The sequence below is a fragment of the Sellimonas caecigallum genome (assembly GCF_019754295.1).
Lineage (GTDB): Bacteria > Bacillota > Clostridia > Lachnospirales > Lachnospiraceae > Sellimonas > Sellimonas caecigallum.
Genome location: NZ_VIRV01000001.1, coordinates 203,204 through 229,490, shown reverse-complemented (window position 1 = coordinate 229,490; position 26,287 = coordinate 203,204). Strand labels below are relative to the sequence as shown.

At 44.0% G+C, this 26,287-nt stretch carries 30 protein-coding genes; 26 read left to right on the top strand and 4 right to left on the bottom strand.

From position 1 onward, the window contains the following. Positions 1-129: 129 nt before the first annotated feature. Together azlC and FLB61_RS01115 are read left to right on the top strand one after the other, a co-directional pair. On the top strand, positions 130-849 hold the full coding sequence (azlC, locus tag FLB61_RS01120; RefSeq protein WP_246599052.1) for an azaleucine resistance protein AzlC: 720 nt from the start codon (positions 130-132) through the stop codon (positions 847-849). Further along, positions 846-1,172, top strand: coding sequence for a branched-chain amino acid transporter permease (locus tag FLB61_RS01115; protein WP_221919185.1), 327 nt, complete (start codon positions 846-848; stop codon positions 1,170-1,172). Before azlC ends, FLB61_RS01115 begins: the two co-directional genes overlap by 4 nt. Before the next feature lie 84 nt (positions 1,173-1,256). On the opposite strand, the gene FLB61_RS01110 is transcribed toward FLB61_RS01115, so the two are convergent. Next, positions 1,257-2,153 (bottom strand): LysR family transcriptional regulator, encoded by an 897-nt coding sequence (locus tag FLB61_RS01110; protein WP_221919184.1) that lies wholly within the window; start codon positions 2,151-2,153, stop codon positions 1,257-1,259. A 333-nt stretch (positions 2,154-2,486) separates the two neighbouring features. On the opposite strand from FLB61_RS01110, the gene FLB61_RS01105 reads away from it, so the two are divergent. Then, the gene (locus FLB61_RS01105; protein ID WP_221919183.1) at positions 2,487-3,233 is read left to right on the top strand and encodes an alpha/beta fold hydrolase; all 747 of its coding nucleotides are present in this window, start codon (positions 2,487-2,489) and stop codon (positions 3,231-3,233) included. A gap of 51 nt (positions 3,234-3,284) precedes the next feature. Continuing rightward, positions 3,285-4,973, top strand: coding sequence for a M3 family oligoendopeptidase (locus FLB61_RS01100; RefSeq protein WP_221919182.1), 1,689 nt, complete (start codon positions 3,285-3,287; stop codon positions 4,971-4,973). A gap of 110 nt (positions 4,974-5,083) precedes the next feature. On the opposite strand, the gene FLB61_RS01095 is transcribed toward FLB61_RS01100, so the two are convergent. Further along, on the bottom strand, positions 5,084-5,419 hold the full coding sequence (locus tag FLB61_RS01095) for a winged helix-turn-helix transcriptional regulator (protein WP_221919181.1): 336 nt from the start codon (positions 5,417-5,419) through the stop codon (positions 5,084-5,086). 243 nt (positions 5,420-5,662) lie between these two features. Between FLB61_RS01095 and FLB61_RS01090 the strand changes: the two genes are divergently transcribed. From FLB61_RS01090 to FLB61_RS00995, 20 genes are all read left to right on the top strand, one after another. Continuing rightward, the gene (locus tag FLB61_RS01090; RefSeq protein WP_221919180.1) at positions 5,663-6,442 is read left to right on the top strand and encodes a protein-ADP-ribose hydrolase; all 780 of its coding nucleotides are present in this window, start codon (positions 5,663-5,665) and stop codon (positions 6,440-6,442) included. Continuing rightward, positions 6,387-7,271, top strand: a complete 885-nt coding sequence (locus tag FLB61_RS01085) for an SIR2 family NAD-dependent protein deacylase (protein WP_221919179.1) — start codon at positions 6,387-6,389, stop codon at positions 7,269-7,271. The genes FLB61_RS01090 and FLB61_RS01085 overlap by 56 nt, the downstream gene beginning before the upstream one ends. Before the next feature lie 17 nt (positions 7,272-7,288). Then, positions 7,289-8,179: an ABC transporter substrate-binding protein gene (locus tag FLB61_RS01080; protein WP_087199369.1), complete on the top strand. Its 891-nt coding sequence runs from the start codon at positions 7,289-7,291 to the stop codon at positions 8,177-8,179. 6 nt (positions 8,180-8,185) lie between these two features. After that, a complete protein-coding gene (locus tag FLB61_RS01075) occupies positions 8,186-8,929 on the top strand; it encodes an amino acid ABC transporter permease (protein ID WP_221919178.1) in 744 nt (247 codons plus the stop codon). Next, complete coding sequence (locus tag FLB61_RS01070) at positions 8,919-9,635, top strand: amino acid ABC transporter ATP-binding protein (protein WP_221919177.1); 717 nt, start codon at positions 8,919-8,921, stop codon at positions 9,633-9,635. Before FLB61_RS01075 ends, FLB61_RS01070 begins: the two co-directional genes overlap by 11 nt. Then, positions 9,632-10,303, top strand: coding sequence for a 4Fe-4S binding protein (locus tag FLB61_RS01065; protein WP_221919176.1), 672 nt, complete (start codon positions 9,632-9,634; stop codon positions 10,301-10,303). Before FLB61_RS01070 ends, FLB61_RS01065 begins: the two co-directional genes overlap by 4 nt. Before the next feature lie 264 nt (positions 10,304-10,567). Further along, positions 10,568-10,783, top strand: a complete 216-nt coding sequence (locus FLB61_RS12950; RefSeq protein ID WP_246599051.1) for a hypothetical protein — start codon at positions 10,568-10,570, stop codon at positions 10,781-10,783. A gap of 310 nt (positions 10,784-11,093) precedes the next feature. Continuing rightward, complete coding sequence (locus FLB61_RS01055) at positions 11,094-11,522, top strand: N-acetyltransferase (protein WP_221919175.1); 429 nt, start codon at positions 11,094-11,096, stop codon at positions 11,520-11,522. A gap of 221 nt (positions 11,523-11,743) precedes the next feature. After that, positions 11,744-12,742: an aldo/keto reductase gene (locus tag FLB61_RS01050; RefSeq protein WP_221919174.1), complete on the top strand. Its 999-nt coding sequence runs from the start codon at positions 11,744-11,746 to the stop codon at positions 12,740-12,742. Between the two features lie 35 nt (positions 12,743-12,777). Beyond that, complete coding sequence (locus FLB61_RS01045; protein ID WP_330625469.1) at positions 12,778-13,689, top strand: alpha/beta hydrolase; 912 nt, start codon at positions 12,778-12,780, stop codon at positions 13,687-13,689. Between the two features lie 248 nt (positions 13,690-13,937). After that, positions 13,938-14,234 (top strand): hypothetical protein, encoded by a 297-nt coding sequence (locus tag FLB61_RS01040; protein ID WP_221919173.1) that lies wholly within the window; start codon positions 13,938-13,940, stop codon positions 14,232-14,234. A 297-nt stretch (positions 14,235-14,531) separates the two neighbouring features. Continuing rightward, positions 14,532-15,431, top strand: coding sequence for a LysR family transcriptional regulator (locus FLB61_RS01035; RefSeq protein WP_330620544.1), 900 nt, complete (start codon positions 14,532-14,534; stop codon positions 15,429-15,431). Positions 15,432-15,462: 31 nt separating this feature from the next. Then, a complete protein-coding gene (locus FLB61_RS01030) occupies positions 15,463-16,329 on the top strand; it encodes an aminoglycoside phosphotransferase family protein (RefSeq protein ID WP_221919172.1) in 867 nt (288 codons plus the stop codon). 118 nt (positions 16,330-16,447) lie between these two features. Beyond that, complete coding sequence (locus tag FLB61_RS01025; protein WP_221919171.1) at positions 16,448-17,617, top strand: iron-containing alcohol dehydrogenase; 1,170 nt, start codon at positions 16,448-16,450, stop codon at positions 17,615-17,617. A 27-nt stretch (positions 17,618-17,644) separates the two neighbouring features. Beyond that, complete coding sequence (locus tag FLB61_RS01020; protein WP_221919170.1) at positions 17,645-18,490, top strand: aldo/keto reductase; 846 nt, start codon at positions 17,645-17,647, stop codon at positions 18,488-18,490. Positions 18,491-18,513: 23 nt separating this feature from the next. Continuing rightward, positions 18,514-19,380 (top strand): prolyl oligopeptidase family serine peptidase, encoded by an 867-nt coding sequence (locus FLB61_RS01015; protein ID WP_221919169.1) that lies wholly within the window; start codon positions 18,514-18,516, stop codon positions 19,378-19,380. A gap of 53 nt (positions 19,381-19,433) precedes the next feature. Further along, a complete protein-coding gene (locus tag FLB61_RS01010) occupies positions 19,434-20,102 on the top strand; it encodes a flavodoxin (protein WP_221919168.1) in 669 nt (222 codons plus the stop codon). A 19-nt stretch (positions 20,103-20,121) separates the two neighbouring features. Further along, positions 20,122-20,211, top strand: coding sequence for an LPXTG cell wall anchor domain-containing protein (locus FLB61_RS01005; protein ID WP_221919167.1), 90 nt, complete (start codon positions 20,122-20,124; stop codon positions 20,209-20,211). An 18-nt stretch (positions 20,212-20,229) separates the two neighbouring features. Then, the gene (locus FLB61_RS01000; protein WP_221919166.1) at positions 20,230-20,451 is read left to right on the top strand and encodes a hypothetical protein; all 222 of its coding nucleotides are present in this window, start codon (positions 20,230-20,232) and stop codon (positions 20,449-20,451) included. A 201-nt stretch (positions 20,452-20,652) separates the two neighbouring features. Next, positions 20,653-21,519: an EamA family transporter gene (locus FLB61_RS00995; protein ID WP_221919165.1), complete on the top strand. Its 867-nt coding sequence runs from the start codon at positions 20,653-20,655 to the stop codon at positions 21,517-21,519. Positions 21,520-21,589: 70 nt separating this feature from the next. On the opposite strand, the gene FLB61_RS00990 is transcribed toward FLB61_RS00995, so the two are convergent. Further along, on the bottom strand, positions 21,590-22,075 hold the full coding sequence (locus tag FLB61_RS00990; protein ID WP_087213228.1) for a QueT transporter family protein: 486 nt from the start codon (positions 22,073-22,075) through the stop codon (positions 21,590-21,592). Between the two features lie 248 nt (positions 22,076-22,323). Here FLB61_RS00990 and FLB61_RS00985 point away from each other — a divergent pair, with 248 nt between their 5' ends. Beyond that, on the top strand, positions 22,324-23,667 hold the full coding sequence (locus tag FLB61_RS00985; protein ID WP_221919164.1) for an MATE family efflux transporter: 1,344 nt from the start codon (positions 22,324-22,326) through the stop codon (positions 23,665-23,667). 81 nt (positions 23,668-23,748) lie between these two features. On the opposite strand, the gene hcp is transcribed toward FLB61_RS00985, so the two are convergent. Beyond that, a complete protein-coding gene (gene hcp, locus FLB61_RS00980; RefSeq protein ID WP_221919163.1) occupies positions 23,749-25,383 on the bottom strand; it encodes a hydroxylamine reductase in 1,635 nt (544 codons plus the stop codon). A 140-nt stretch (positions 25,384-25,523) separates the two neighbouring features. On the opposite strand from hcp, the gene FLB61_RS00975 reads away from it, so the two are divergent. Continuing rightward, complete coding sequence (locus FLB61_RS00975; RefSeq protein WP_221919162.1) at positions 25,524-26,285, top strand: GNAT family N-acetyltransferase; 762 nt, start codon at positions 25,524-25,526, stop codon at positions 26,283-26,285. The last annotated feature ends 2 nt before the right edge of the window (positions 26,286-26,287 follow it).

The window sequence follows — 26,287 nt, the reverse complement described above, 5'->3', positions numbered from 1 at the left end:
GGGGAGTTTTCCCAACTCTTCTTCCATTTGTATCCATTTTAAGTCCAAAAAGGGTGCCGCAGATGTTATAATGATTACAATCGGCAGATATTTTAGACAGAATGGGTAAAAGGAATGGAGGGACTTACTTTGCAGGTAGCTAAAACGAAAACAAAATATTTGCGGGCATTAAAAGCTGCTTTCCCGCATACAATTCCGATCTTTGCCGGGTTTTGGTTTCTTGGACTGACCTATGGTATCTACATGAATGCGTCAGGGTTCAGCTTTTGGTATCCTATGCTGATGAGCTTGACTATCTTTGCTGGCTCTGTGGAGTTTGTAGCAGTAAATATGCTGCTTGGTTCATTTAATCCATTACAGGCTCTTGCCATGACCTTGATGCTTAACGCAAGACATTTGTTTTATGGGATTTCTATGCTGGATAAATATAAAGGAACTGGCTGGAAAAAAATTTATCTTATTTTCGGAATGTGCGATGAGAGTTTTTCAATCAATTACACCGCAAATATTCCAAAAGATGTAGATAACGGATGGTTTATGTTCTTTGTCACTTTATTGAATCATTTTTATTGGTTTTCCGGTGCGACGCTGGGAGGTATCTTCGGTTCTTTCATTCATTTTAATACGGAGGGACTGGATTTTGTAATGACAGCCATGTTCGTGGTAATTTATATGGAACAATGGTTCAAGGATAAAAGGCATGCCAGCGCCCTTTTAGGTCTTGGAATTTCGCTCCTTTGCCTAATTGCTTTTGGAGCAGACAATTTTATTATTCCTGCAATGATCGCGATTCTTGGAGTGCTTACACTGCTAAAGAAGCCGATGGAAAAAGGTGGTGAAACAGAATGACATTCACACAGCAGGTTATTACAATTTTGATGGTTGTTGTCGGAACTATGGCAACTCGTTTCCTTCCCTTTTTATTGTTTCCAGCAGGCAAGTCCACACCGAAGTACATACAGTATCTTGGAAAGGTATTGCCTGCGGCGGTATTTGGTTTGCTTGTCATTTATTGCTTGAAAGATGTGAGTATTTTCAGCGGCAGTCACGGTTTGCCGGAATTGATTGCGATTGTGGTGGTCATTGCATTGCACTGCTGGAAACGGCAAATGATGTTATCCATCGCAGGCGGAGCCGTATGTTATATGCTGTTAGTGCAGCTGCTTTTTTGATTTTCTAAAGAAGTATCTTAATTTTATCAAAAGGGGTCAATCTTCCTTGTGAGGATTGCCCCTTTTTTCTGAGAGAGTATTTGTTCAAATGAGGCCCTCCAGCTCGGCCCGCAGCATATTTAAATATTTTTCAGCGGCTTTGGAGAAAACCTGATATTTCTTCCAGACAATATATACACCAAGTTTCAGGGAAGGGGAAAACGGGCGGAAACAGAGACAGCTATCGCCGCTGGTATTGATGATTTTGTCCAGACAGAGGGCGTAGCCCATTCCTTCTTCTACCATGAGAGAACCGTTATACAGCAGGCTGTAAGTCGCAGCTATATTGAGTTCAGTCAAATCTCGTTTCAGCCATGAAGAAAGCAAGGCGCTGGAGTATGCCTGACGGGATATGATAAGGGGCACATCCCACAGATCTTCCGGTGCAATTACTGCCTTTTCTGCCAGAGGTGCATCTTTACGCATCAGTACGCCCCATGTCTCTTTGACTGGAATTTCGATCATTTCATATTTGGTAATATCCACATGCTGCAGTAAAAGACCAAAATCAATCAGGCCTTTATCAAGGTTTTCCAGCACATCTTTTCCATCTCCGCTGGAAATATGAAAGTGCACATGAGGATACTGGGTCTGAACTTTTTGGGCAACCCGGGTAAGAAGGCGGATCCCGTCTGTTTCTCCGGCACCGATATAGACGTCCCCGGCAATCGACTGATCAGAAAGGGCAATCTCACTGGTGGTTCTGTTTACGAGAGACAGGATTTCTTCTGCGCGTTTTCTCAGAATCATCCCTTCTTCGGTCAGGATCACTTTTCGGGAACCGGGAGTTCCACGTATCAGAAGCTGTTTACCCAACTCTTCTTCCATCGCTTTGATCTGAGTGGAAAGTGTTGGCTGAGATAAGTGCAAAGCCTGGGCGGCTCCGGAAATGCTTTGTTCTCTTGCTACGGCAAGGAAATATTGAAGGACACGTAATTCCATAAAAATTGCCTCCTTTTTTGTTTATCGTCAGTATATCAAATCAAAATATAGTTTTCAATTATGAAAGTCAATCCTTATTAGGCAGAGCCTATTAAGAAGCGAACAGAAAAGAAACGCAGTATGCAGGAACACCGCATGGGTATAGCATACGGTCTAATCATAAGATTTTTCGAAATTGTCTGAAACATTTCCGGTTCTGTGCTATACTAAAACTATCTTAAGATCGGAGGTAACATATATGGGAATCTGGACATTGAAGTAATCAAAGCAGGGCAGAAGAAAATGCCTTGCTGATCTGTTACTGAAAACGGGTAGTGATTAGGAGGCATAAGGATGTCATATTTTACTTATCAGTCAAAAAAGATTTATTATTCTGAAAGAGGAGAAGGAAAACCGGTTGTTTTTCTGCATGGAGATACCGCATCATCTAAAATGTTTGAGCCGCTTCTTCCGTTATATGAGGAACATTTCAAAGTGATCTTGGTGGATTTTCTTGGCAATGGAAAATCGGATCGGGTGGAGAAGTTTCAGGAAGATTTATGGCAGGATGAGGCGAAGCAAACCGTTGCTTTGCTGGAGCATCTGGATCTTGGAAAAGCAAGCATTGTAGGCTGCAGCGGAGGTGCTTGGGCCGCCATAAATGCGGGTCTTCTGAGACGTGACTTAGTGGAAAAGATTGTGGCAGATAGTTTTGACGGAAGGACTTTGGCAGATGATTTTGCCGCGAACCTGCTAAAGGAACGTGCAGATGCCAAGAAGGATGAGCAGGCAGCAGGATTTTATCAATGGTGCCAGGGAGACGACTGGGAACAGGTTGTGGATCAAAATACCGAGGCGCTTGTGCAGTGTGCAAAGAAGAGGATACCGTTGTTCATAAAACCTCTGACAGAATTGCAGCTTCCCCTTTTGTTGATCGGAAGTTTGGGAGATACTATGACAAGAAAGGATCTCAGACAGGAATATGAAGCAGTGGCAGAAGAAACGGGAGCGGAAATCTGTATGTTTTCGGAAGGAAACCATCCGGCCATGTATTCCAATGCGGAGGCTGTGGCTGAAGTGATCCGGGAATTTCTAAAATGATACCGTGCGATGTAAGGTATTCAGATTTAGCATGCTATATGGAGGACAAAAATGAAATTCAGTGAATTTACTTACAAAAGAATCGACTTGGAAGAAGCAAAGAAGAAAATCAGGGAAATCACAGAGACAGTAAAAAATGCCTCATCTGCTGAAGAACAGATAGAGGCAGTCTATAGAATGAATGAGGTGGAGAAAGAACTTTCCACAGCAAGTTCTCTTGTATATATCCGTTATACGGTAAATACGAAAGATGAGTTCTATGCAAAGGAGCGGGAATATAACAATCGTATTTCTCCGATATTGGAAGAAGAAATGCAGAAATACAATGAAGCGCTGCTCCAGTCGCCCTTCCGAACCGAACTGGAAGAAAAATTCGGGAAAGTGCTTTTTCTGAATCTGGAACTGGCTATGAAAGGCTTTTCGCCTGAGATTACAGAACTTCTTCAGGAAGAAAGCGCGCTGCAGACACAGTATCAGTCTTTGCTTGCCGGGGCTCAGATCGAATTTCAAGGAGAGTTGTACAATCTTTCACAGTTGGGATTGCTTATGCAGAGCCAGGATCGGGAGATCCGAAGGGCAGCGTATGAGGCATACGGAAAATTTTTTGACGACAATCAGGAAGAATTGGACGAGATTTTCGATAAACTTGTGAAGAATCGTACCGAACAGGCACACCGACTTGGCATGAAAAATTTTGTTGAGCTTGGATATGTGCGGCGTCAAAGAAACTGTTATGCGCCGGAAGCGATTTCAGATTTCCGTGATCAGGTTGTAAGAGATCTTGTGCCGGTTGTATGCGAAAACAAGAAAACGCAGGCGGAGTGCATTGGCGTGGACAATCTGAAAATCTATGATGATTCTTTCCGCTTTCTGGATGGGAATCCGGTTCCGCAGGGAACATATGAAGAAATCATGGAAGCAGGGCGCAGAATGTATACGGAAATGTCTCCGGAGACAGCAGACTTTATCAACATGATGTTTGAAAGAGAACTGTTTGATGTGGTGGCAAAACCGGGAAAAGCAACAGGCGGTTACTGCTGTGATATACCAGGGTACGGCTGTCCGTTTATTTTTTCAAATTTCAACGGCACGGCAGGAGATGTGGATGTTCTGACACATGAAGCGGGACATGCATTTGCAGATTATATGGCAGAAAAACATATCGATCTGGTTTCCAACCGCCTTCCGTCCATGGAAGCGGCGGAGACCCATTCCATGTCGATGGAGTTTTTCGCAACGCCATGGTATGAGCTGTTCTTCAAGCATCAGACCCGGAAGTATGAAGTCTCTCATCTGGAGGGAACATTGAATTTTATCCCATATGGCTGTCTGGTTGATCATTTCCAGCAGGTTGTGTATGAACATCCGGAGATGACGCCCCAGGAGAGGAATGAAGCGTGGCTGAATCTGGAAAAACGGTATCGTCCGTATCTCGATCTTGAAGGGATTCCGTTTTATGAACGAGGAGCTGGATGGCAGAGACAGAACCATATCTATGCGACACCGTTTTATTATATTGATTACTGCCTTGCACAGACAGTGGCGCTCCAGTTCTGGCTCGAGATAGAAAAAGACTGGGACAAGGCGTGGGAGAAATACAGAGAGTTTGTAAAACGGGGCGGTACCGACACCTTCCTTGGTCTTGTGGAAGGTGCAGGCCTGACATCGCCGATAGAGGATGGATGTATCCGTGAGATCGCAGGTTATGCAAGCGAATGGTTGAAAAATCACAGAATATAAGCTGATAAAATTGGCGGATCCAATCAGAAAAGTAATTTAGCCTGACAAGAAAGAGGCTGCAACAGTAATATGCTTTGTTAAGCATAGATGTTGCAGCCTTTTTGTGTTGCTTATATATTTCTTGCTTTATATTCCTCTCCCCAGTTCCACATGGCATCGAGTATAGGCTTTAAGCTTTGACCCAATTCGGTCAGGGAATATTCTACTCGAGGAGGAACTTCCGGATATACTTTACGATTTACGAGAGCGTTCTTTTCCATATCTCGAAGCTGAGCGGTCAGTACCTTTTGCGAAACGCTTCCGATAGATTTTTTCAGTTCTCCAAAACGTTTTGTGCCAGGGAGCAGATCCCGGAGAATCAGCACTTTCCATTTGTCCCCAATCAGTGTGAGCGTCGTTTCCACCGGACACGCCGGAAGCTCTTTTTTTGCTATTTGCTCTGGCATATGACTTCCTCCTTTAAAGTAATCTTTATAGCTTTCCATAAGAAACCAGACTGCATATATATACCTGGTTTACATTTGGTATGTACAGAAATCTTATAACAGAAGAGGGAAAAAATCAATACAGAAATACTGGGAAAGATTATAAATCATAATAGTTACCAACTGGTAACTATGGCACATTATTGTGCTTACTTTACGATTCTCCATCACGGAGATAAGATAAATTACAGGAGGTGTATCTACATGACACAAACAGAAAAACGACTCTATTTGATCAGGGAATTAATGAAAGAAGATCCCAAGTATGGCGAGATGAAAATTCCTGATGACGAGCAGAGCCAGAAAAATATGCTTCGGGCGCTGTTTAATCTCCGGATGCCAGAAGCCGCTGACAAAGAATTTTTATTGATACAGGATGCATATTTACAGGAAGAAATAAGGCGGAAAGGTATTACGGATTTGGCTGATCTGAAACCAGCACAACAAGATCTTTATCTTTGGAAGGGAGATATTACGACACTTAAATGTGATGCGATTGTGAATGCAGCAAACAGTCAGATGCTTGGCTGCTTTCTCCCCTGCCATGGCTGTATTGATAATGCTATTCATACATACGCAGGGGTACAGCTTCGGCAGGCATGTGCCCGGATCATGGAGCAGCAGGATCAGGAGGAAGAAACGGGTAAAGCGAAAATTACTTCTGCTTTTAACCTTCCAAGTAAATACATTTTGCACACGGTAGGTCCCATCATCCGTGGACGTCTTAGAGAAGAAGACAAAACGCTGCTGGAAAGCTGCTACAGATCCTGTCTGGAGCTGGCCGAAAGCTATCAGCTGAAGAGCATTGCTTTCTGCTGTATTTCAACTGGAGAGTTCCATTTCCCAAACAGTATAGCAGCAGAAATCGCAGTTAGCACGGTAAAAGAGTATAAAGGTAAAACTGGAAGCAAGATGGAGGTGATATTCAATGTTTTTAAAGAAGAAGACTACCGCATTTACGAAAGATTACTCCGAACAGATTGAAAAATTGAAACAGGAAATAGATACGGCAGAAGCAATTGTTGTAGGTGCAGGAGCGGGAATTTCAACCTCAGCAGGAATGGACTACGGTGGAGAGCGTTTTGAAAAATATTTTTCGGATTTTCGTAAGAAATACGGAATTACAGATATGTATTCCGGAGGTTTTTATCCGTACGATACGCTTGAAGAATACTGGGCGTGGTGGAGCCGGCACATTTTGATCAACAGATATGAAGCTAGTATTGGGAAACCTTTCAAAGATTTATTAGAAATTTTGAAGGGGAAAGACTATTTTGTTCTGACTACCAATGTAGACCATCAGTTTCAGCTGGCAGGATTTGACAAAAAACGACTGTTTTACACACAGGGAGATTATGGGCTGTGGCAGTGCTCCAGACCTTGTCATGATAAAACCTATGACAATGAAGCTGCAGTCCGTCAGATGGCAGAAGAACAAAAGGATATGAAGATTCCAATGAAATTAATACCAAAATGTCCTGTATGCGGTACGCCTATGACAATGAATCTTCGCTGTGATATGACTTTTGTGCAGGACGAGGGCTGGTATAAAGCTTCCGACAGATATAAAGAGTTTTTGCAGAGAAATCGAGGACTTTATATTCTGTTCCTTGAGCTGGGGGTGGGAGCCAACACCCCGGGAATCATCAAATACCCGTTCTGGCAGATGACATGGAAGGAGCCTAAGGCAGTATATGCCTGCATCAATTACGGGGAAGCTTTTTGCCCGCAGGAAATTGAAAACAGAGCGGTCTGCATCAATGCAGATATCGGGCAGATTTTAGAGAAAATTGCAGATCAGAAGAATAATTAAATTCAGGAGGAGATCATATGAAAAAGAAATGGAACAGTATGAAGAAAAAAGCAGGAGTACTTATGGCGGCAGTTTTGATGCTGGGAGTGTTGGGAGGATGTGCCTCCTCTTCTGAGGAGAGCGGCCGGAATCCGCAGGAAAGAGAACCATTGAAAGTTGCCATGGATCTGAAATTCCCTCCATTTACCGGGACTGATGAAAATGGAGATCCAGAAGGACTTGAGGTAGATATCGCGTATGCTCTTGGGGAATACCTGGACAGAGACATCGAAATCGTGAATACAGACTTTTCCATGCTGATCACATCTCTTGAGACGGGAGAAGCAGATGTCGTCATTTCAGATATGAGTATAAAGGAAGAGAGAAAAGAAAAAGTAGATTTTTCAGAACCGTATCTGTATGGAAGGACGCTGGCTCTTGTAGATAAGGATTTTGCAGAAAAAAATCATGTTACGAATGATATGACACCGGAAGAATTTTTCAGTATTGAAGGGGAACGGGTTGTAGGTCTTGCCGGGACAATATCAGTATCTGTACCGCAGTCATACGGCGTGGAGGTAGAAGAAGTGACAGAAATCGCGAGCGCGCTGATGGAAATCAATCAGAATACGGCAGACGTGCTGGTGGGAGCGAATACGATTCTCGGGGATCACGCAGCTAACAAGGATACAACCATCGTGTATGAAGGGATCAAAGAATACAGCCAGTCTGCCATGGCGGTAAAGAAGGGAAATACGGAACTGCTGGAACAGCTGAATTCATTCATAAAATCCATGTATGAAGATGGAGGATTTTACATGGAAGCAGGAGAAAAGTACGATGAAGCTATCGGAGAGTACCTTCAGGATGAGAGTAAAGGTCTGGAATACAGAATCTATCCGCCGGAAGGCGGAGTGCCGGAGGTGTAGTGAGAAATGCGGGCAAAAACGAAATGGCTCCAGAATTTCGCGGCTTTTGCGATCTTTGCGGCAGTGATTGTATATGTTCTGCTTTGTACTACGGATAACCCGCGATATCATTTGATTTTGGATGAGAAGACCATGCTTCTGGAAGCACTCTGGACGACTTTGTATATCAGCATGATCTCTTTGGTGCTGTGCATGGTATCGGGTTTTCTGTTCTATCTGATGCTGAAAAGCAGAGTGCAGTTTATCCGGGCCGCTGCAGTTATATTCCGGGAAATCATCATGGGAACGCCGATGCTTGTCATGGTTTTTCTGATGGTGTATGTGTTTGGAAATATGCTTGGCATATCCAATAAACTCGTACTGGGAATAGCTGCCATGACATTCTACACCATGCCGTATGTGGCGAACTCTTATGAAAGTGCGGCAGCGGTAATTGACCAGGATCAGTACGTGGTAATGAACCTGTATCATTTTACAGGAGTACAGAGATATCTGTATATCATCTTTCCGCAGATGGTAAAGCCGATGCTGCCGGCTCTTATTAACCATCTGTCAGGAATCATCAAAGGCACCGCTCTTTTGAAGATTGTTTCCGTGCCGGAAATCTCGTATGTACTCACGGTTATCTCTTCCAAAAACTGGGCGTCTGTAGAAGGATATCTGGTAATGTGGATGATGTATCTGATGATCACGATACCACTGTCTGTGCTGGCGCAATATATCGGAAGGAGGCTGGAAAATGGAAATTAAATTAGAGCACGTATCCAAGTATTATGACAGAAAGATTCTGGATGAACTGTCACTGGAGCTTAAAGACATACACGCTCTGGGGATCATAGGAGAATCCGGATGTGGAAAATCCACACTTCTCCGGCTTCTTGCAGGCATGGAAAAGCCGGAGAAAGGAAAGATATGGATTAACGGGACGCTGCTCCACGGAAAGTCCATAAAGGAGTATCAAAAAGAGATCGGCTATGTGTTCCAGAAACATAACTTGTTTCCGCATCTGTCCGTGAAAGAAAATATAGTGCTTATATTAAACAAAATCAAGAAAATGTCCAGGGCAGACGCAGAGAAACGGGCAGAAGACATGCTGAAAAAAGTAAGGATGGAAGCGGAGATGGATAAAAAGCCTGATGCCGTATCTGGAGGACAGGCTCAGAGGGCATCTATCGCAAGAGCATTGGCAACAGATCCGCAGCTGGTATTTCTGGATGAGCCGACAGCAGCTCTGGATCCAATTCTGACAGCCGAGGTGCTGAGAGTGATTCAGGAACTGAAAGACAGCGGAAAAGAATTTATTTTCGTAACCCATGAGCTGAAATTTTTAAAAAACTTTGCTGATTATATTCTTTTTATGGATAAAGGAAAAATTGTAGAGAAAGGATCTGTGGATTGTCTGAATGATCCACAGACAGAGCTTTTGAAAAAATTCGTTGAAGGAGAGAAATTATGATGACAATTAAAGAAATTTATGAAAAATTTGACAAAATCGGATGTACAACATTTTCAACAATACATGATGGCAGAGCAGAATCCAGAATCGCACATTTTTTCGCATGGGATGAGGATGGAATTTACTTCCGGACAATGATAGTAAAGCCTTTTTATAAGCAGGTAAAAGAAGCCGGAAATATTACGGTTTGCGGCATGTATCCGAATAGCCAGGTAATGCATGATGAGAATAATCTTCCTTCTTTTGTCCCTGGATATTCTGTGCGCCTTACCGGCGATGTCCGTGAGCTTTCTATGAAAGAAGTAGAGGAGAAAGCTGCACATAACCGTGACTTTAATGTGGCAGTATACGATATAAAAAAGTATCCAGCTACAAGAATTTTTCTTATTTATCGTGCAAAAGGCGAATGTTATGATTTTGATTATGGAAAAGAACATCGGGATCATAAATTGGAAAGGGAACGGTTTTCCTACGGGGGAATGGAAGTGGAGCCGGCAGGTCTTACAATTACAGACAAATGTATTGGATGCGGGAAATGCCAGACTGTCTGTTCTTTTGACGCGATAGTGTCGGGAACACCTTATCGTATCAGGGGAAATCGCTGTGATGAATGCGGAAACTGCTATGTGAATTGCCCTGCCGGAGCCATCGTAAGCAAAGGGCTGTAGATGGGATTTTTGAGATAAAAGGAGGATAAACAGTAACCAACACTATTCCAATAAAAAAACTATTGACTTATGTACGAAATCGGATATAATGAATAATGTACGAAATCGGACAGGATAGTAAAGATATACACCGATTGAAAAAAGACAACATACCTATTTTAAGGGAGGTGGCTTGATGTTGGCAGCAGCATGCTAGGGGACTTATCGTACTTGATATTGTCCCTTATTTGAAAAAACATTTTGAAAATGAGAGGACAATTTAATATGGAAAAAATACAAAAGTGGAAATCACAGTTTATCACTGTTGCATTGGGACAGGCAATTTCCATGTTGGGAAGTCACGGTGTTCAGTTTGCATTGATTTGGTGGCTTGCTGAAAAAACATCTTCGCCTTTAATGCTTGGAATATCAGGGGTTGTCGCCTATTTTCTTTTATCGGTTTATTTGGAATGGGTGTTACGTCACTTATCTGCGGTGTAATACCACCGACTTATATTGGATGGCTTTTCTTTGCGGCAAGCTGTATCTGTTTAGGTGCTTCTGGAAATGTTCATACCATTCCGCTGACTGCTTATATACAGGGAACAGTTGCCCCTGAAAAAATGGGGCGGGCATTTTCGGTACTTACTTTGATTTCTTCCGTCACAATGCCCATTGGGTTACTTTTCAGCAGTCCGATCGCAGAAAAAGTGGGTGTGAATGTCTGGTTTTTCATTTCCGGACTATGTATGATTACGCTTACCGCCCTTGTTTTAATTCGATATGCGGCAAAACACAGGAGGAAAGAAAGATGATTCGAGAATTTCATACATCAGATACAGAACAGGTTATGAAGCTATGGCTTGCAGGAAATGAGGACGCACACTCTTTTATACCAAAAGAATACTGGCGGTCCCATTTTGCAGAGGTACAGGAAGATTTGTTGAAGGCAAAAGTTTTTGTTTGCGATACAGATGGGAAAATACAGGGATTTATCGGTATGGTAAACGAATATATCGCTGGAATTTTCGTGGATAAAAACTGTCGTTCCTGTGGAATTGGCAAGCAGCTTTTGATATCTGCAAAGCAAAAACATGATACTCTTTCACTGAGCGTGTATCAGAAAAATACACGGGCAGTGGCATTTTATCTCAGAGAGGGCTTTTCTATACTGTCAGAAGCAGTTGATGAAGCCACAGGAGAAACCGAATATACAATGTTCTGGAAAAAGACAATATAGAAAAAGCACACTATTTACGAAAAGGTTTATACTGCAAAACGAAACGAGTCTTCTATGGAAGGCTCGTTTTTCTTATAATGAAATCGATCGCAGACGTTCAGCCGGACGCTGATGTCAGCGAAGAGGGATTAAATATTTCCAGAAATGATGTGACAGACGCAGAAAATAAGGTGCGTTCCTGGGCAGAAGGATTAGAATTCTAAATTGGGAGGTAGAAGAAGATGAAAACACGCGTATTGGGAAAAGATCTGGAAGTATCTGCCATCGGACTTGGATGTATGGGGATGAGCCATGCCTATGGACCGGCGGCGGATAAAAAAGAAATGACAGAACTGCTTTGTAAGGCTGTCGAGAAAGGGTATACCTTTTTTGACACGGCGGAGCTTTACGGAACTTGTGAGAATCCACATGACAACGAGGAACTTCTTGGGGAAGCATTGAAACCATATCGGAACAGGATTGTTTTGGCATCCAAGTGTGGGATCCGGTTTGACGAGAGTTCTTCAGAAGTCAATAAACCTCTGATACCGGACGGCAGACCGGAGACGATCAAAGCATCGGTCGATGGTTCTCTAAGGAGGCTTCAGACAGATCATCTCGATCTGTATTATATCCACCGGATTGATCCAAAAGTGCCTGTAGAAGAGGCTGCAGGGGCGATGAAAGAGTTGATTGATGCAGGTAAGATTACCCATTTCGGAATTTCAGAAGCGGATGAACATACGTTGAGACGTGCTCATGCAGTCTGCCCGGTAACAGCTGTGCAGAACAGATATTCCATGATGTACCGCGACTATGAAGCGATATTTCCGGTTCTGGAAGAGCTTCAGATTGGTTTTGTGGCGTTCTCTCCGTTGGCGAACGGTTTTCTGAGCGCTCAATACAATAAAGAATCAAAGTTTGAGAAAGGCACGGATTATCGAAGTGTAATGCCGCAGTTCACTCCGGAAGCCATAGATAAAAATGAGGAAATGCTCCGCTATCTGAAAGGGATGGCAGACAGAAAGAACGCAACGCCTGCACAGATATCGCTGGCCTGGATGATGGCAAAAAAACCGTGGATCGTGCCGATCCCAGGAACTCGGAAATATGGACGACTCATCGAAAATGCGCAGGCGGCAGATGTCGAACTGACAGAACAGGAAGTAAAAGAGCTGGACAATATGCTGGAGTCTGTTCCAATGTCAGAAGTATTTGGCGGATCCAAGATAAAAAAGTAAACAGATAAATATCCTCAAAAAGAAGGCCAGACGCTATGAAAATGTTCAGATATGCGATGAGAAATAAAAAGTTTCAGGAATTTTTGATCCTGACCGTCGTTTCTTGTTTGGTATTTTCAGGATGCAGCAGAAAAGAAGACAGGAATTCAAGGGAAGAAAGCGGACAAGGAGGGAGTACTGTTGGAAACGGCAGTGCTTACACGCTGGATACAAAGGTCGCAGATGTCATCAGTGATCCGGCGTTTGATGGCTATGGCAGGCTGATTTTTCCAGTGGATCGGGCGATCGATGAGGATCTCAGACTCCAGGATGTAGAAGAAATCCTAATCTGGTACAACAATGTGAATCCGGATCGGACTGTGGAGATTGCAAACTATCTGAAAGACCACGCGTCTTCAGGAGAAAAGATTTTTTATGACATCTATACCGAGGAAGAAAAAGAAGAAGACCCGGCAAAAGAAGATACAGGATTGTTTTTCTTCCGGGGGGAGCCTGGAGCAAAGACGGCGATCGTCAATGCGGGCGGCGGATTTTCCTATGTTGCAGCTATGCATGACAGTTTTCCTCAGGCGTTGGAGCTGTCCAAAATGGGTTACAATGCGTTTGCTCTGATTTACCGTCCTGGTGCCCAGACCGCGTGTGAGGATCTGGCAAGAGCAATTGCATTCCTGCATGAAAATAGGGAGGAACTTCAGATTGATACTGAGGACTATTCCCTGTGGGGAGGATCGGCAGGAGCACGTATGGCTGCCTGGCTCGGTTCTTATGGAACATCGGCTTTTGGAGAAGATGAGTACCCTGCACCGGCTGCGGTTATCATGCAGTATACAGGACTGTCTGATGTTACAGGAAATGAACCGCCCACTTATGCCTGTGTAGGTACCAGTGACGGGATTGCGCCATGGATTCGGTTTGGGAGAAGGTACCGCTGCAGAAGGATGGATTGATCGTGCAGCTGATTTTTGGGAAAGGAATACAGGAGAGTAAGAAAGGGGCAATAGAGTGTTTACAAAGATACAAAAACTGAAAATTTTGACAGATATACTTCTGACTGCAGCACTTTTGTTTCTCATGCCTTATGAAATGATCGGAGATGGGCTGCACGAGTGGATCGGAGTGGGCATGTTTCTGCTCTTTATCCTTCACCATATCCTGAATCGCCCATATGACCTGCGCTTATTGGGACTTTGTGCTGATGTCCTTACATCTGGGAATCCACTTGAGAGGGATGATGGGGATGGCGGGGAAAATATTTCCGGGATCATCCCGAGTGCGGCACCGGATTGTGCAGACGGCAGGAGCGGCGATTGCAGCTTATGGATTGTATGCTTTTATCAAAAGAGATATTGGAAGTTATATGCTGATGCAGGTTCATTTTGTATTCTTCGATTATTCAGAACCGGTAATCTTCTTTCTCTTTGATTACATGGCAGCAATGGGGATGTTTGTGTTTATCGGACATTATTTCTGTAAAGCTATCAGAAACAATTAGGATTTTACTGTAAAAATATTCTGCTAAGAAAAGACCGTATTTGTCAAGAAGACAATGCGGTCTTTTCACATAAGTTTTTCTTATTTTGGTTGACGGCGGTGCAACTTCCAGCTATTTTTACGGACCATTGAAACCGCGGGCATAAACAGAAGAGGAATTGGAAAATAGACGACAATTCTTCCCGGAATTATCAGTGAGGCAGCCTTGACGCAGGAAAAAGCCGCAGATATAATAAAAATGAAAAAGTGATGTGGGGCGGATGATGAGAAGAGACAGATATGAAGGAGAGATGCCCGTATGATGTATAATCCCCAACTGGAAACTTTTATATGTGTCGTGGATTCTGGCAGCTTCAGCAAAGCTGCAGAAAAACTGTATATTACTTCTCCGGCAGTAATCAAGCAGATCAATTCTCTGGAAGACAGCCTGAACCTGCAGCTGTTTGAGCGGACACACCGGGGGCTGATTGTGACAAAAGCCGGAAAATCCCTTTACAAAGATGCAAAATACGTCATCCAGTACTGTAAGGAATCCATGGAAAGGGCGGAAAGTGCGATGAATGATACGGAGGAAGTGATTCGCATAGGCGCTTCTCCAATGACACCGCCGCAGGTATTTATGACATTGTGGCCTAAAATTCAGAAATATTGCCCGGAGCTAAAATTCAAGTTGATTCCTTTTGAAAATACTCCGGAAAATGCAAGGGAGATACTGGCCAATCTTGGCCAAAATATCGATGTGGTCGCAGGAATCTTTGATGATGCGATGCTGAATCTGAGAAAATGCAGCGGTATAGAGATATCCAAGGAACCTTTTTGTTGTGGGGTGTCACTTCATCACAGACTGGCAGAGAAGGAAAGCCTGACACTGGAAGATCTGCACGGGGAGAATCTGCTTTTGATACGCAGGGGATGGAGCAAGTATGTGGACATACTGCGCGATGATCTTTGGAAGAATCATCCGGAAATTCAGGTAATCGATTTTGAATTTTACGATACTGAGATTTTCAACCGTTGTGAAAACAGCGACGATATCCTTTTGGCAATCCCAAATTGGGAAAGTGTACATCCGCTTATAAAGATTCTTCCAGTAAAATGGAAATATGAAATCCCATTTGGACTTTTGTACGCGAACGAGCCATCCAAAAAAGTAAAAAGGTTGTTATCGGCAGTCCGGAAAGTAGTTGGAGACAGATGAACAATGAAAATCTGAAAGGTTTATAAGAATTATGGAAATCACAACAGAACTAGTGGAAAAGTTAGTAAAAGGACAATTTCCGCAATGGCAGAATTTAAAAGTTTATCCGGTATCCAAAAGTGGACATGATAACCGCACCTTTCATTTGGGGGACAAAATGGCGGTTCGCCTTCCCAGTGGAAAAGATTATGCCGCCCAAGCGGCAAAAGAAATCAGATGGCTGCCATATTTACAGGAACACCTTGATTACCCGATTTCAAAGCCGATTGCAGCAGGGAAACCGGTAAGTGTCTATCCATTCCCATGGTCGGTCAATCAGTGGATAGAAGGTCATACGTTATTGGAACGCCCTGATATCGATCAAAAAGAATTTGCAAAGGAACTGGCAGCGGCGTTAAAAAAATTGCAGGCCATCGATTGCAGTAATGGACCGAAAGCAGGGCAGCATAATTTTTATCGAGGCGGCGATTTGAGAGTTTACCATATGGAAACTTTGGACGCATTAAAAACGTTGGAAGATCGTTTGCCGGTAAAGAGGCTTCGTGCTATATGGGATCAGTGTATTTCCCAAATATATACCGGAAAAAATGTTTGGGTGCATGGCGACGTCGCACCTGGAAATATCTTGCTTCAAAACAATAAGTTTTATGGTATGATCGATTTCGGAATATTGGGTACAGGAGATCCATCCTGTGATTATGCCATGGCCTGGACGTATTTTGATTCTGAATCCAGGAAGATTTTTTTGGCGGATCTGCCTTGCGATATGGTTGATCGAGCAAGAGGATGGGCTTTATGGAAAGCGTTGATCACTTATGACGATATAAATACAGAGGTTAGACAAAATGCTCGATCTACTGTTGATGCGATTCTGAAAGAAGACACACAGCGCTGCTGACAAATATTATGAAATGTCAAAAGAGATAACCAACAGGTTTATACTGGATAACAAAACGAGACTTCTTATGAAGTCTTGTTTTTTTTATAATAAAAGCAAGAAAGGGATGATAAATGAGATGAACAATTTTATTTATGAAAATAGCACAAAAGTCTATTTTGGAAAAGGTTGTGTAAAAGAATATCTGTCCTGCCTTGTGGAAAAATACGGGAAACGGATTTTGTTAGCTTACGGTGGAGGTTCCATCAAGAAGAACGGAATCTATCAGGAAGTGATGGATATACTGGAAAAGGCTGGAGCTGAAGTCGCAGAGTTTTCAGGAATCATGGCAAATCCGACATATCAAAAAGTTCTGGAAGGGGCGGAACTTGCTAGGGTACATCAATCTGACTGGATCCTTGGCATTGGAGGCGGATCTGTGATGGATTGCTGTAAAGCGGTATCCATGGCAGCGGTCAGTACAAAAGATATCTGGGAGAATTATTGGGAGAAGATGGGAATCATCGATTTTGAACCGCTTCCTCTTGGAGTGATCGTCACGGTGGCAGGTACCGGAAGCGAATGCAATGGCGGAGCCGTGATTACCAATGAAGAGCGCAAGATTAAGACAGGAAGAGATTATCCTCAGTGTAATCCAAAGTTTGCACTGATGGATCCGACATATACGTACAGTGTCCCGGTAAAACAGATGGTTTCCGGAGGGTTTGACATTCTGTCACATATTATGGAGACGTATTTTAGCGAGCCGGATACGGACAATGTCTCCGATGATATCTCCGAGGCTCTGATGAGAAGTACGATCCGCAACCTGAGAGCTGCCGTTCAAAATCCGAAAGACTATACGGCAAGGAGCAACCTGTTATGGGCATCCACTATGGCAGAAAACCGTATCACTAAACTGGGAAAGAAATGTGATTTTGAATGCCACCAAATGGAACATCAGCTCGGCGCTTATACCGACTGCAACCACGGCTGCGGCCTGGCTGTTCTTCATCCGGTTTATTACCGGCATATTTATAAAGACGGTCTGGCAAAGTTTGTACGCTTTGCGGAAAATGTCTGGGAGATACCAAGAGGAGATAAAACCGATGAGGAGATGGCAAGGGAAGGAGTAGAGGCATTGGCAGACTTTATCCGGGAAATCGGTCTTCCTGCCACTTTGCGTGAGCTTGGCGTAACAGAACACACGCCTCTTAAAGAAATTGCGGATTCCTGCAATCTGTCTCCTGGAAGTTACAGAAAAATGAGTCATGAAGAAATTTTGGAAATATATCAGGAATGTTATTGATAGACAAGAAGAATGGAGGAAGTTGCTATGATGTATGTGACATTGAAAAATGGAGTAAAAATGCCTATGGCGGGAATCGGAACTTTTCTGCTGCAGCCGGATGAGGCGGAAGCTGCCGTATTAAGCGCGCTTCAGGGAGGCTGCCGTTTGATCGATACGGCAAACGCATATGTAAATGAAAAGGCGGTAGGGCGCGCTATGAAGAAATCAGGCATTGCAAGAGAAGAGATCTTTCTTGAGACAAAATTGTGGCCATCTTTCTATGAGCAGGAAGATGCGGTAGAGAAGACGCTCGAAAGATTAGACACGGACTATATCGACTTGCTGTTGATCCATCAGCCGGCCGGCAACTATCTTGCAGGATACCGATTGATGGAGAAAGCCTTCAAAGAAGGGAAAGTACGGGCTATCGGACTTTCAAATTTTACACAGAGTCAGATAGAGGAGATTTTGAATGTATGTGAAGTTGAGCCGACAGTCCTTCAGACAGAGGTACATCCATATGCGCAGGAAAAAGAGCTGAAAAGATTTTTGGAAAAAGAAGGAATGGTTATCCAGGCATGGTATCCGCTGGGACATGGAGACGCCGCACTTTTGCAGGAACCTTTGTTTGAAAAGCTGGCGGAAAAATACAAAAAAACCACTGCCCAGATCATTTTGCGCTGGCATATTCAAGAAGGCAATATCGTCATCCCGGGATCAAAAAATCCGGAACATATCAAAGAAAATTTTGATATTTTTGATTTTTCCCTTACGGATGAGGAAGTAAAAGAGATTGCCGATTTGAATGAAGATAAAAGGTACTATATAAGCACACCGGAAATGCTGAAAAAGTACGCCGAGATGGTTCCGCCGGTAGATCAGCAAAAATAGATAAATTGGCCGAGGAGCTTTAAATGAAAAAAATTGTCGCAGCAGGATGTATCCTCGCGATGTCTCTGATGCTGACGGGGTGTGAAGAACAGACCAGATCCAAAGAAGCAGTCTTTGACCAAACGCAGGAGTCCAATCAGGATTACAGTGTCTCTGATGAGGAAGTGACGGAAGGAACTGAGGAATACAGAAGATTTCTTTTGGATAATGTTTTCCATTCACAGACAGAAGGAGATATCCATTATAATGTTTATATCCCGGAAAGTTACGATGGCAGTAAACCGTATGCGCTGTTTTTTACACTGCCGGGATATCAGGGACTGTATTTCCAGGGAGTGGGGGTAAATCTCCAGACAGAAGATTTCGGATTTACTGCCCAGGAATACAATCCGGAGATGATCATCGTGGCCCCGCAGCTGGAAGACTGGGGAGAGACTTCTGCCCGTCAGACGATAGCCCTCGCAGAGTATTTTCTTGCCAATTATAATATTGATCCCGATAAGGTATACGGGGAAGGGTATTCCGGAGGGGGAGAAACGATGTCGCTCGCCATGGGTATGCGCCCGGATCTTTTTACAGCTTATCTTCACGGAAGTTCCAAGTGGGACGGCGCTTACGAGTCGGTAGCAGAGAACAGAACACCGGTTTATCTGGCAATCGGCGAAGAGGACGAATACTATGGATCAGAACCGACAAAAGAAACATACAGGCGGCTCCATGATCTGTATGAACAGCAAGGACTTACCGAAGCTGAGATTGACCAGATTTTAGTGTTAGATATCAAAGATGATTCCTATTTTGAAGAAGGAGGCGTCACAAACCAGCACGGCGGCGGAGGAGCTCTGTTTCCACATGATGATGAAATGATGGGATGGTTGTTTGAGAAGTAAAAGACAGTGATACAAAAATAAGATGTATGTAGAGAAAAGGAGCAGTGATCTTAATGAAATTGAAAAAATTACTTTCTATGATTTTAATCGGTGCGGCAACAGTCAGCCTGCTGGCAGGATGTGGATCTTCCACAGACAGCGGCGAAGGCAATAAACAGCAGACAGAACAGCAGGATGAAACCAGTGACAAAACGAAGGACTCCTCCGAAGACACAGACAGTACGCAGGGAGAAAATACGGGCAATACTCTGGTTGTATATTATTCTGCGACAGGGAACACGGAAAGTGTGGCAAATGTCATCGCATCTGCCACAGGCGGGGATCTTTTTGAACTGGAACCGGCAGAGCCATATACAGATGAGGATCTGGACTGGACGGATGACAACAGCCGTGTCACAAAAGAATACGAAGATGAGAGTCTTAGAGATGTGGAGCTGGTGTCCGAGACGATTGAAAATTGGGAGTCTTACGATACAGTATTTATCGGCTATCCGATCTGGTGGGGCATTGCAGCGTGGCCTGTAGATACCTTCGTGGAAGCAAACGACTTTACAGGGAAGACAGTTATCCCATTTGCAACATCCGCTTCCTCCGGTATGGGAGACAGCGGAGATCTCTTGGCAGAGATGGCAGGAACAGGTAACTGGCAGGAAGGCGAACGATTCCGGTCAGGAGCTGACGAGTCAGATGTAGAGGAATGGGTTGAAAGTTTAAACTTATAATAGCAAAAGAGAATCAAGGTTGACAGAACGGGCAGGGAAAATGGCAATCATCGCAGGAATCGCAGCCGTTGTGGGAGCTGCTGCAGTTATCATTAAAAAGAGAAAATAAAAAGGGAGGGGTGTGATTATGGCAAAATTGAAACTCGCAGAGAAAAATGAAAAGATAGCTGAAAAAGTTGTGGGAGGTTATAAAAAGATTGAGAAAACCGTGGTTGGCGGCTATAAGAAAATGGAAGAAGGTGCAGTAAACAGTTTTACGAAAATGACAGATTCCTTTGTAGAAGAGTTCCTGACAAAAGACGGGGAAACCGTTGAAGAAGCAAAGAAGAGAATGAGAAAAGAAGCATAGCAGCGATAAGAAAGACCGTAAATTTTATGCAGAACAGTCGTCCGGAGTATCATCCGGCGGCTGTTTTGTTTTTGTCTCAGGAAAGGAGAAACAGAAAAATGAAGATGCCTAAACGGTAACCGTGCATATTAATCAAAAACGGTCTGGAAAAGAGAGAATATCTGCGTTATGATTAAATGGTTAGGAAAGAAGGGGTAAAATATGTGGCTTTTATATGCGGCTGGAGCTGCTTTCTTTTCAGGGATCACTGCGATTCTTGCAAAGTGCGGAATCCGAAAAACGGATACAACTGTAGCGACGGCAGTGAGAACAGTGGTTGTTCTGCTGTTTTCCTGGGAAATCGTGTGGATTGTGGGATCGGGCAGCAAGATTTCGGAAATCACGGGGAAGACATTCATGTTTTTGATCCTGTTAGGTGCGGCGACAGGCGCTTCCTGGTTATGCTATTTTCGGGCGCTGCAGATCGGGGACATTAATAAAGTAGTTCCCATTGACAAGTCCAGTACAGTGCTTACCATTATACTTGCTCTGATTTTTTTAGGAGAGGGTGTCAGCATTCCGAAGGCTGTAGCAGCAGCCGTAATTGCAGTGGGAATTTTTCTAATGATTGAGCAAAAAGAAGTGAAAGATGACAAGAAAGATATAAAAACCGGATGGATGCTGTATGCGGCAGGATCAGCATTTTTTGCAAGTCTGACTGCGATTTTTGGGAAAATCGGAATCTCTGAGGTGGAATCTAATCTGGGAACCGCGATCCGCACAGCTGTGGTGCTTGTTCTTGCGTGGGGGATGGTATTTGTGACTGGGAAGCAGCAAGAGATAAAGAGGAGCGACCGGAAAGAACTCTTCTTTATCTGTCTTTCCGGCATTGCTACAGGTGTGTCGTGGCTGTGCTATTACCGTGCACTGCAGGAAGGTCCGGCAAGTGTGGTCGCCCCGGTGGATAAATTGAGCGTTCTTGTGACTGTCGTGTTCTCGTACTTGGTGTTTGGAGAAAAGCTGAAGAGAAAAGAGCTGACAGGATTGATACTCTTGACGGCCGGGACAGTTGCACTGGCAATCATGTGATTGCCAGATGGTATAAAGAAACGATGCAAGACATTGATTACGCCCGGTTTCGATCTGTGTCCGATAATCGCTAGAATCGAAAAAGGGTGTGGCGGTATTTGGAAAGTGCATTGTAGAGAAGCATTCCCAGCACTCCGCAGCTTAAGATTTCTCCGATTCCGATAGAAAGCATCAAAAAAGGAATCGGAAGATTGACCCCGTAGCCAAAGCGAAGGATAAAAGGAATGATCAGACTGTTGGATAATACAGGGGCAAGAGGCAGGACATATTTGTTTTTCCTGCGCAAGAGGAAGACAAAAACAGCACCGATCAATGTGGCAAGGCTTCCGAAAATGATATCAGGCAGTATGGCGCCTCCTAAAATATTTCCAATCAGACACCCGATAAAAAGTCCTGGGATTGCTGCGGAAGTAAAAGCCGGAAGAATCGTAAGGGCTTCCGCCACACGAACCTGGATTTCGCCAAAACCAAAAGGGGCGAATATACTTGTAAGGATCACATAGATGGCAGCGATCATAGCTGCATAGGCGATAAAAAGTGTTTTTTTATATTTCATGATTGAATTCTCCGATTTTGAATGGATTTGCAACGTGGGATAGTATAGCACGCCATAGGAGGAAAATGCAAGAAAAGCCTGCAAAACACTTGTTTTTGACAAAATCTTGTGTTATTATACTTTGGCAAATAAATATGACAAAGACACGTCTTTGCCGCCGGGTAAAGAGTTAAGCGTCAGATTTCCTATCGACAGGCCTTTGCAGATAGGGAATCTGGCGTTGTTTTTTGTGAAAGAGGAGGAATTTGATGGACGTAAAGGCTTACAGAAAACAATTTGCCCGCTTTGCTTCTTTAAGCGTACTCGGGACTCTCGGGGTATCCTGCTACATTCTGGCGGACACCTTTTTTGTCGCCAAAGGGCTCGGCACCAATGGTTTGGCAGCATTGAATATTGCTATTCCAGTCTATAATTTCATTCACGGATGTGGATTGATGTTTGGGATGGGAGGAGCAACAAAGTTTTCCATATGTAAAAGCGGAGGCGCCAAAAAACAGACCAATGAGATATTTACGAACACCGTTTATTTGGGAATCCTTTTCGGGGTGCTGTTTGCGCTTGTCGGAGCGTTTTTCTCGCGGCCGCTGGCACAGTTTTTAGGTGCAGATCCGGCAATCCTTTCCATGACGGATACCTACCTGAAATGGCTGCTTTTGTTTGCACCGGCCTTTATCATGAACGATATTTTGCTGTGTTTTGTTAGAAATGACAACAATCCATTGCTGGCAACAAATGCTATGCTTGTAGGAAGTTTTTCCAACATCATCTTGGACTATGTATTCATTTTCCCAATGAAGATGGGAATTTTCGGAGCAATTTTTGCCACAGGACTTTCTCCGATCATCAGTATGCTGATCATGTCACTTCACTGGATAAAAAAAGAAAACGGATTCGGACTTGTGCGTTCAAGAGTAAACTGGGGTATTATAAAGACGGACTTTTCCCTTGGATTTCCATCCCTTATCGGACAGTTGGCTTCCGGAATCGCGATGATTATTTTTAACATGCTGATCCTGAATCTGGAAGGAAATGTAGGGGTTGCAGCATACGGTGTGACTGCAAATATTTCTCTCGTGGTTGTTGGTGTCTATACGGGAATCGCCCAGGGCGTACAGCCTCTGATCAGTGATGCCTATGGAAGCGGCGACAGAAAGGCTATCCATCTGGGACTGAGATATGCGATGACGACTATGGCAGTATTGTCAATTTTGATTTATCTGGTTTTATATGTATTTGCAGATCCGATTACCGGAATCTTTAACAGTGAAAATGATCCAAAACTGCAGCAGATTTCCGTGATAGGAATGAAGATTTACTTCACATCTGTGCTGGCTGTCGGGTTTAATACGATCATTGCTGTCTATTTTACTTCTATCGAGAAGGCGCTCCCAGCACATATTTTATCTTTGCTGCGGGGGCTTGTGCTGATCGCACCGATTGCCTTTTTGCTGTCTGCTCTTTGGGACATGACGGGAATATGGCTGACTTACCCAGTCACGGAAGGGGTTGTGGCAGTTCTTGGATATGTGGTATACAGGAAAACGAGGATATCCCCAAATCATATCGTGTCGGCATCAGATCAAGATTCATAATAGAGATATTTATAAAATTAAGAAACATTCCTGGCCGGAATCATGGTGTGTGCCACCATGATTCTGAAGCCAGGATTCTTTTTAATGGAAGAAAGTATGGATGTCTTCCTGGACAGTTTTGATACCTGCGATACCGAAGTTTTCAATTAGGATCTTTGCCACATTCGGAGAGAGGAAGGCAGGGAGTGTTGGTCCAAGATGAATGTTCTTTACGCCCAGGTAAAGAAGAGAAAGAAGAACGATGACTGCTTTCTGCTCATACCAGGAGATGTTGTAAATGATCGGCAGATCATTGATATCTGAAAGTTCAAAGACTTCTTGCAGTTTCAAGGCGATGAGTGCGAGAGAATAGGAGTCATTGCACTGTCCGGCATCAAGGACGCGTGGGATTCCATTGATATCTCCGAGATTTAGTTTGTTATACTTATATTTTGCGCATCCTGCTGTCAAGATCACAGTGTCCTTTGGGAGAGCCTGGGCAAAATCGGTATAATAGTCACGGGATTTGGCCCGTCCGTCGCAGCCTGCCATGACGACAAACTTTTTGATGGCGCCGGATTTCACAGCTTCCACGATATTGTCCGCAAGGGAGAGCACTTGGCTGTGGGCAAATCCGCCGATGATCTCTCCGGTCTCCAGTTCTTCCGGTGCAGCGCACTGTCTGGCATGTTCGATGATAACGGAGAAATCCTTTCCATTTTTTCCGTCGTCCGGAATATGGACGCAACCAGGATATCCCGAAGCTCCTGTCGTGTAAAGACGGTCTTTATAGCTGTCCTTTGGAGGGACGATACAGTTGGTTGTCATGAGAATCGGACCGTGGAATTTTTCGAATTCTTCCTTTTGTTTCCACCATGCATTCCCATAGTTTCCAATAAAATTCGGATATTTTTTGAAGGCCGGATAGTAGTGTGCCGGGAGCATCTCAGAGTGGGTATAGACATCTATGCCCGTCCCCTGTGTCTGTTCCAGCAGAAGTTCCAGATCACGGAGATCATGGCCGGATACGAGGATACCCGGACGGCTTCTGACTCCGATATTGACCTTTGAAATTTCCGGATTGCCGTAGGCTGATGTGTTGGCTGCATCGAGAAGAGCCATCCCCTGGACTCCGTATTTTCCAGTCTCCATAGCGAGTGCGACAAGTTCTTCTGCAGAGAGAGAATCATTAAGTGTGGCGGCAAGTGCTTTCTGGAGGAAGCTATCGATTTCTTCTTCCTGCTTTCCAAGGACGGATGCATGGTAAAGATATGCGCACAGTCCTTTGATACCATATGTGATCAGTTCCCGGAGGCTGCGGATATCCTCCTGTTCGGTGGAAAGAATACCAACTTTCGCCGCCTTTTCAGAGAAAGTTTCCTCAGCGCCATTCCACAAGGCAGCATCTGGAAGACCTTCTTTCGACGGAAGATTTGCAAGAAGGGATTCTTTTTCTATCAGTGTTTGGCGGATTCGCTCCACGATCGCATCTTCATCAAAATTTGCATTGGTAATAGTAGCAAAAAGGTTTTCGCTAATATGTTTGTTGACAGACGAGGCCACGGGAATTCCCAGCTCACGAAGGCGGGAAGTTACCGCGCAAAGCCCCTTGGTTACATATACGAGAAGATCCTGCATGGCGGCTGTCCTGGGAGTCTTCCCACAGACTCCAGTTATGGTACAGCCTTTGCAGCCGGCCGTTTCCTGACATTGATAACAAAACATTTTATTTTCCATTTTGATTTTCCTCCTGTCTGTTCGTTGTTGACTTTTCTCTGAGAGTATAATATAGTTTTTACAATAAATATGTTGTGATTACAACGTAAGAGAAAGAGAACAAAGACTTCCAGAAAATGGAAGAAATAGGGAGGAGAAAGATGATAGTAAAACTGCAAGATCCATGTGCTGCGGAAAAATTGTTCGAAGGTTGGAATGAGACAGTCATCTGGTCCTGTCTGGATAGAGTTATGGGATGCATGTACGCGGACTCAAAGGAACATCCGGTCACTGCCGCTGCGTGTCTTGGAGATTTCTGCTTTTTAGCAGGAGAACCGAGTGAAGAGCTGCTCCAGGAGTGTGCCGGGCAATCAGAAAGAGAAATGTTGATTCTGGTAGGACGGGAGGAACGGTGGAACACGCTGATCGAAAAGTGCTTTCCAGAAAAGATCCGAAAGTTTACAAGGTATGCATTTCGGAAGGATCCGGCTTCCTTTGATGAAGAAAATCTGAGGGCAGAGGCGGCGAAACTTCCGGAGGAATTTGAAATCCGTTTGATGGACGAAACACTTTACGGACGGTGCAGACAGGAAGAGTGGAGCAAAGATCTGGCAGGACAGTTCCGTGATTATACGCACTTTGACCAGTATGCTGTCGGGATAGTGGCTGTAAAAGGAGACGAAATTGTGGCCGGAGCTTCCGCATATTCTGCCTACAAAGGTGGAATCGAAGTGGAGATTGACACGAAGGAAGCATACCGGAGAAGAGGGCTTGCCACGGCATGCGGTGCCAGGCTTATCCTGGAATGCAAAAAGAGAGGACTATACCCAAGCTGGGATGCCCATAATCTGCAGTCCAAAAGACTGGCGCAGAAACTGGGATATCAGTTTGATTATGAGTATACGTCGTATGAACTATTCTGACA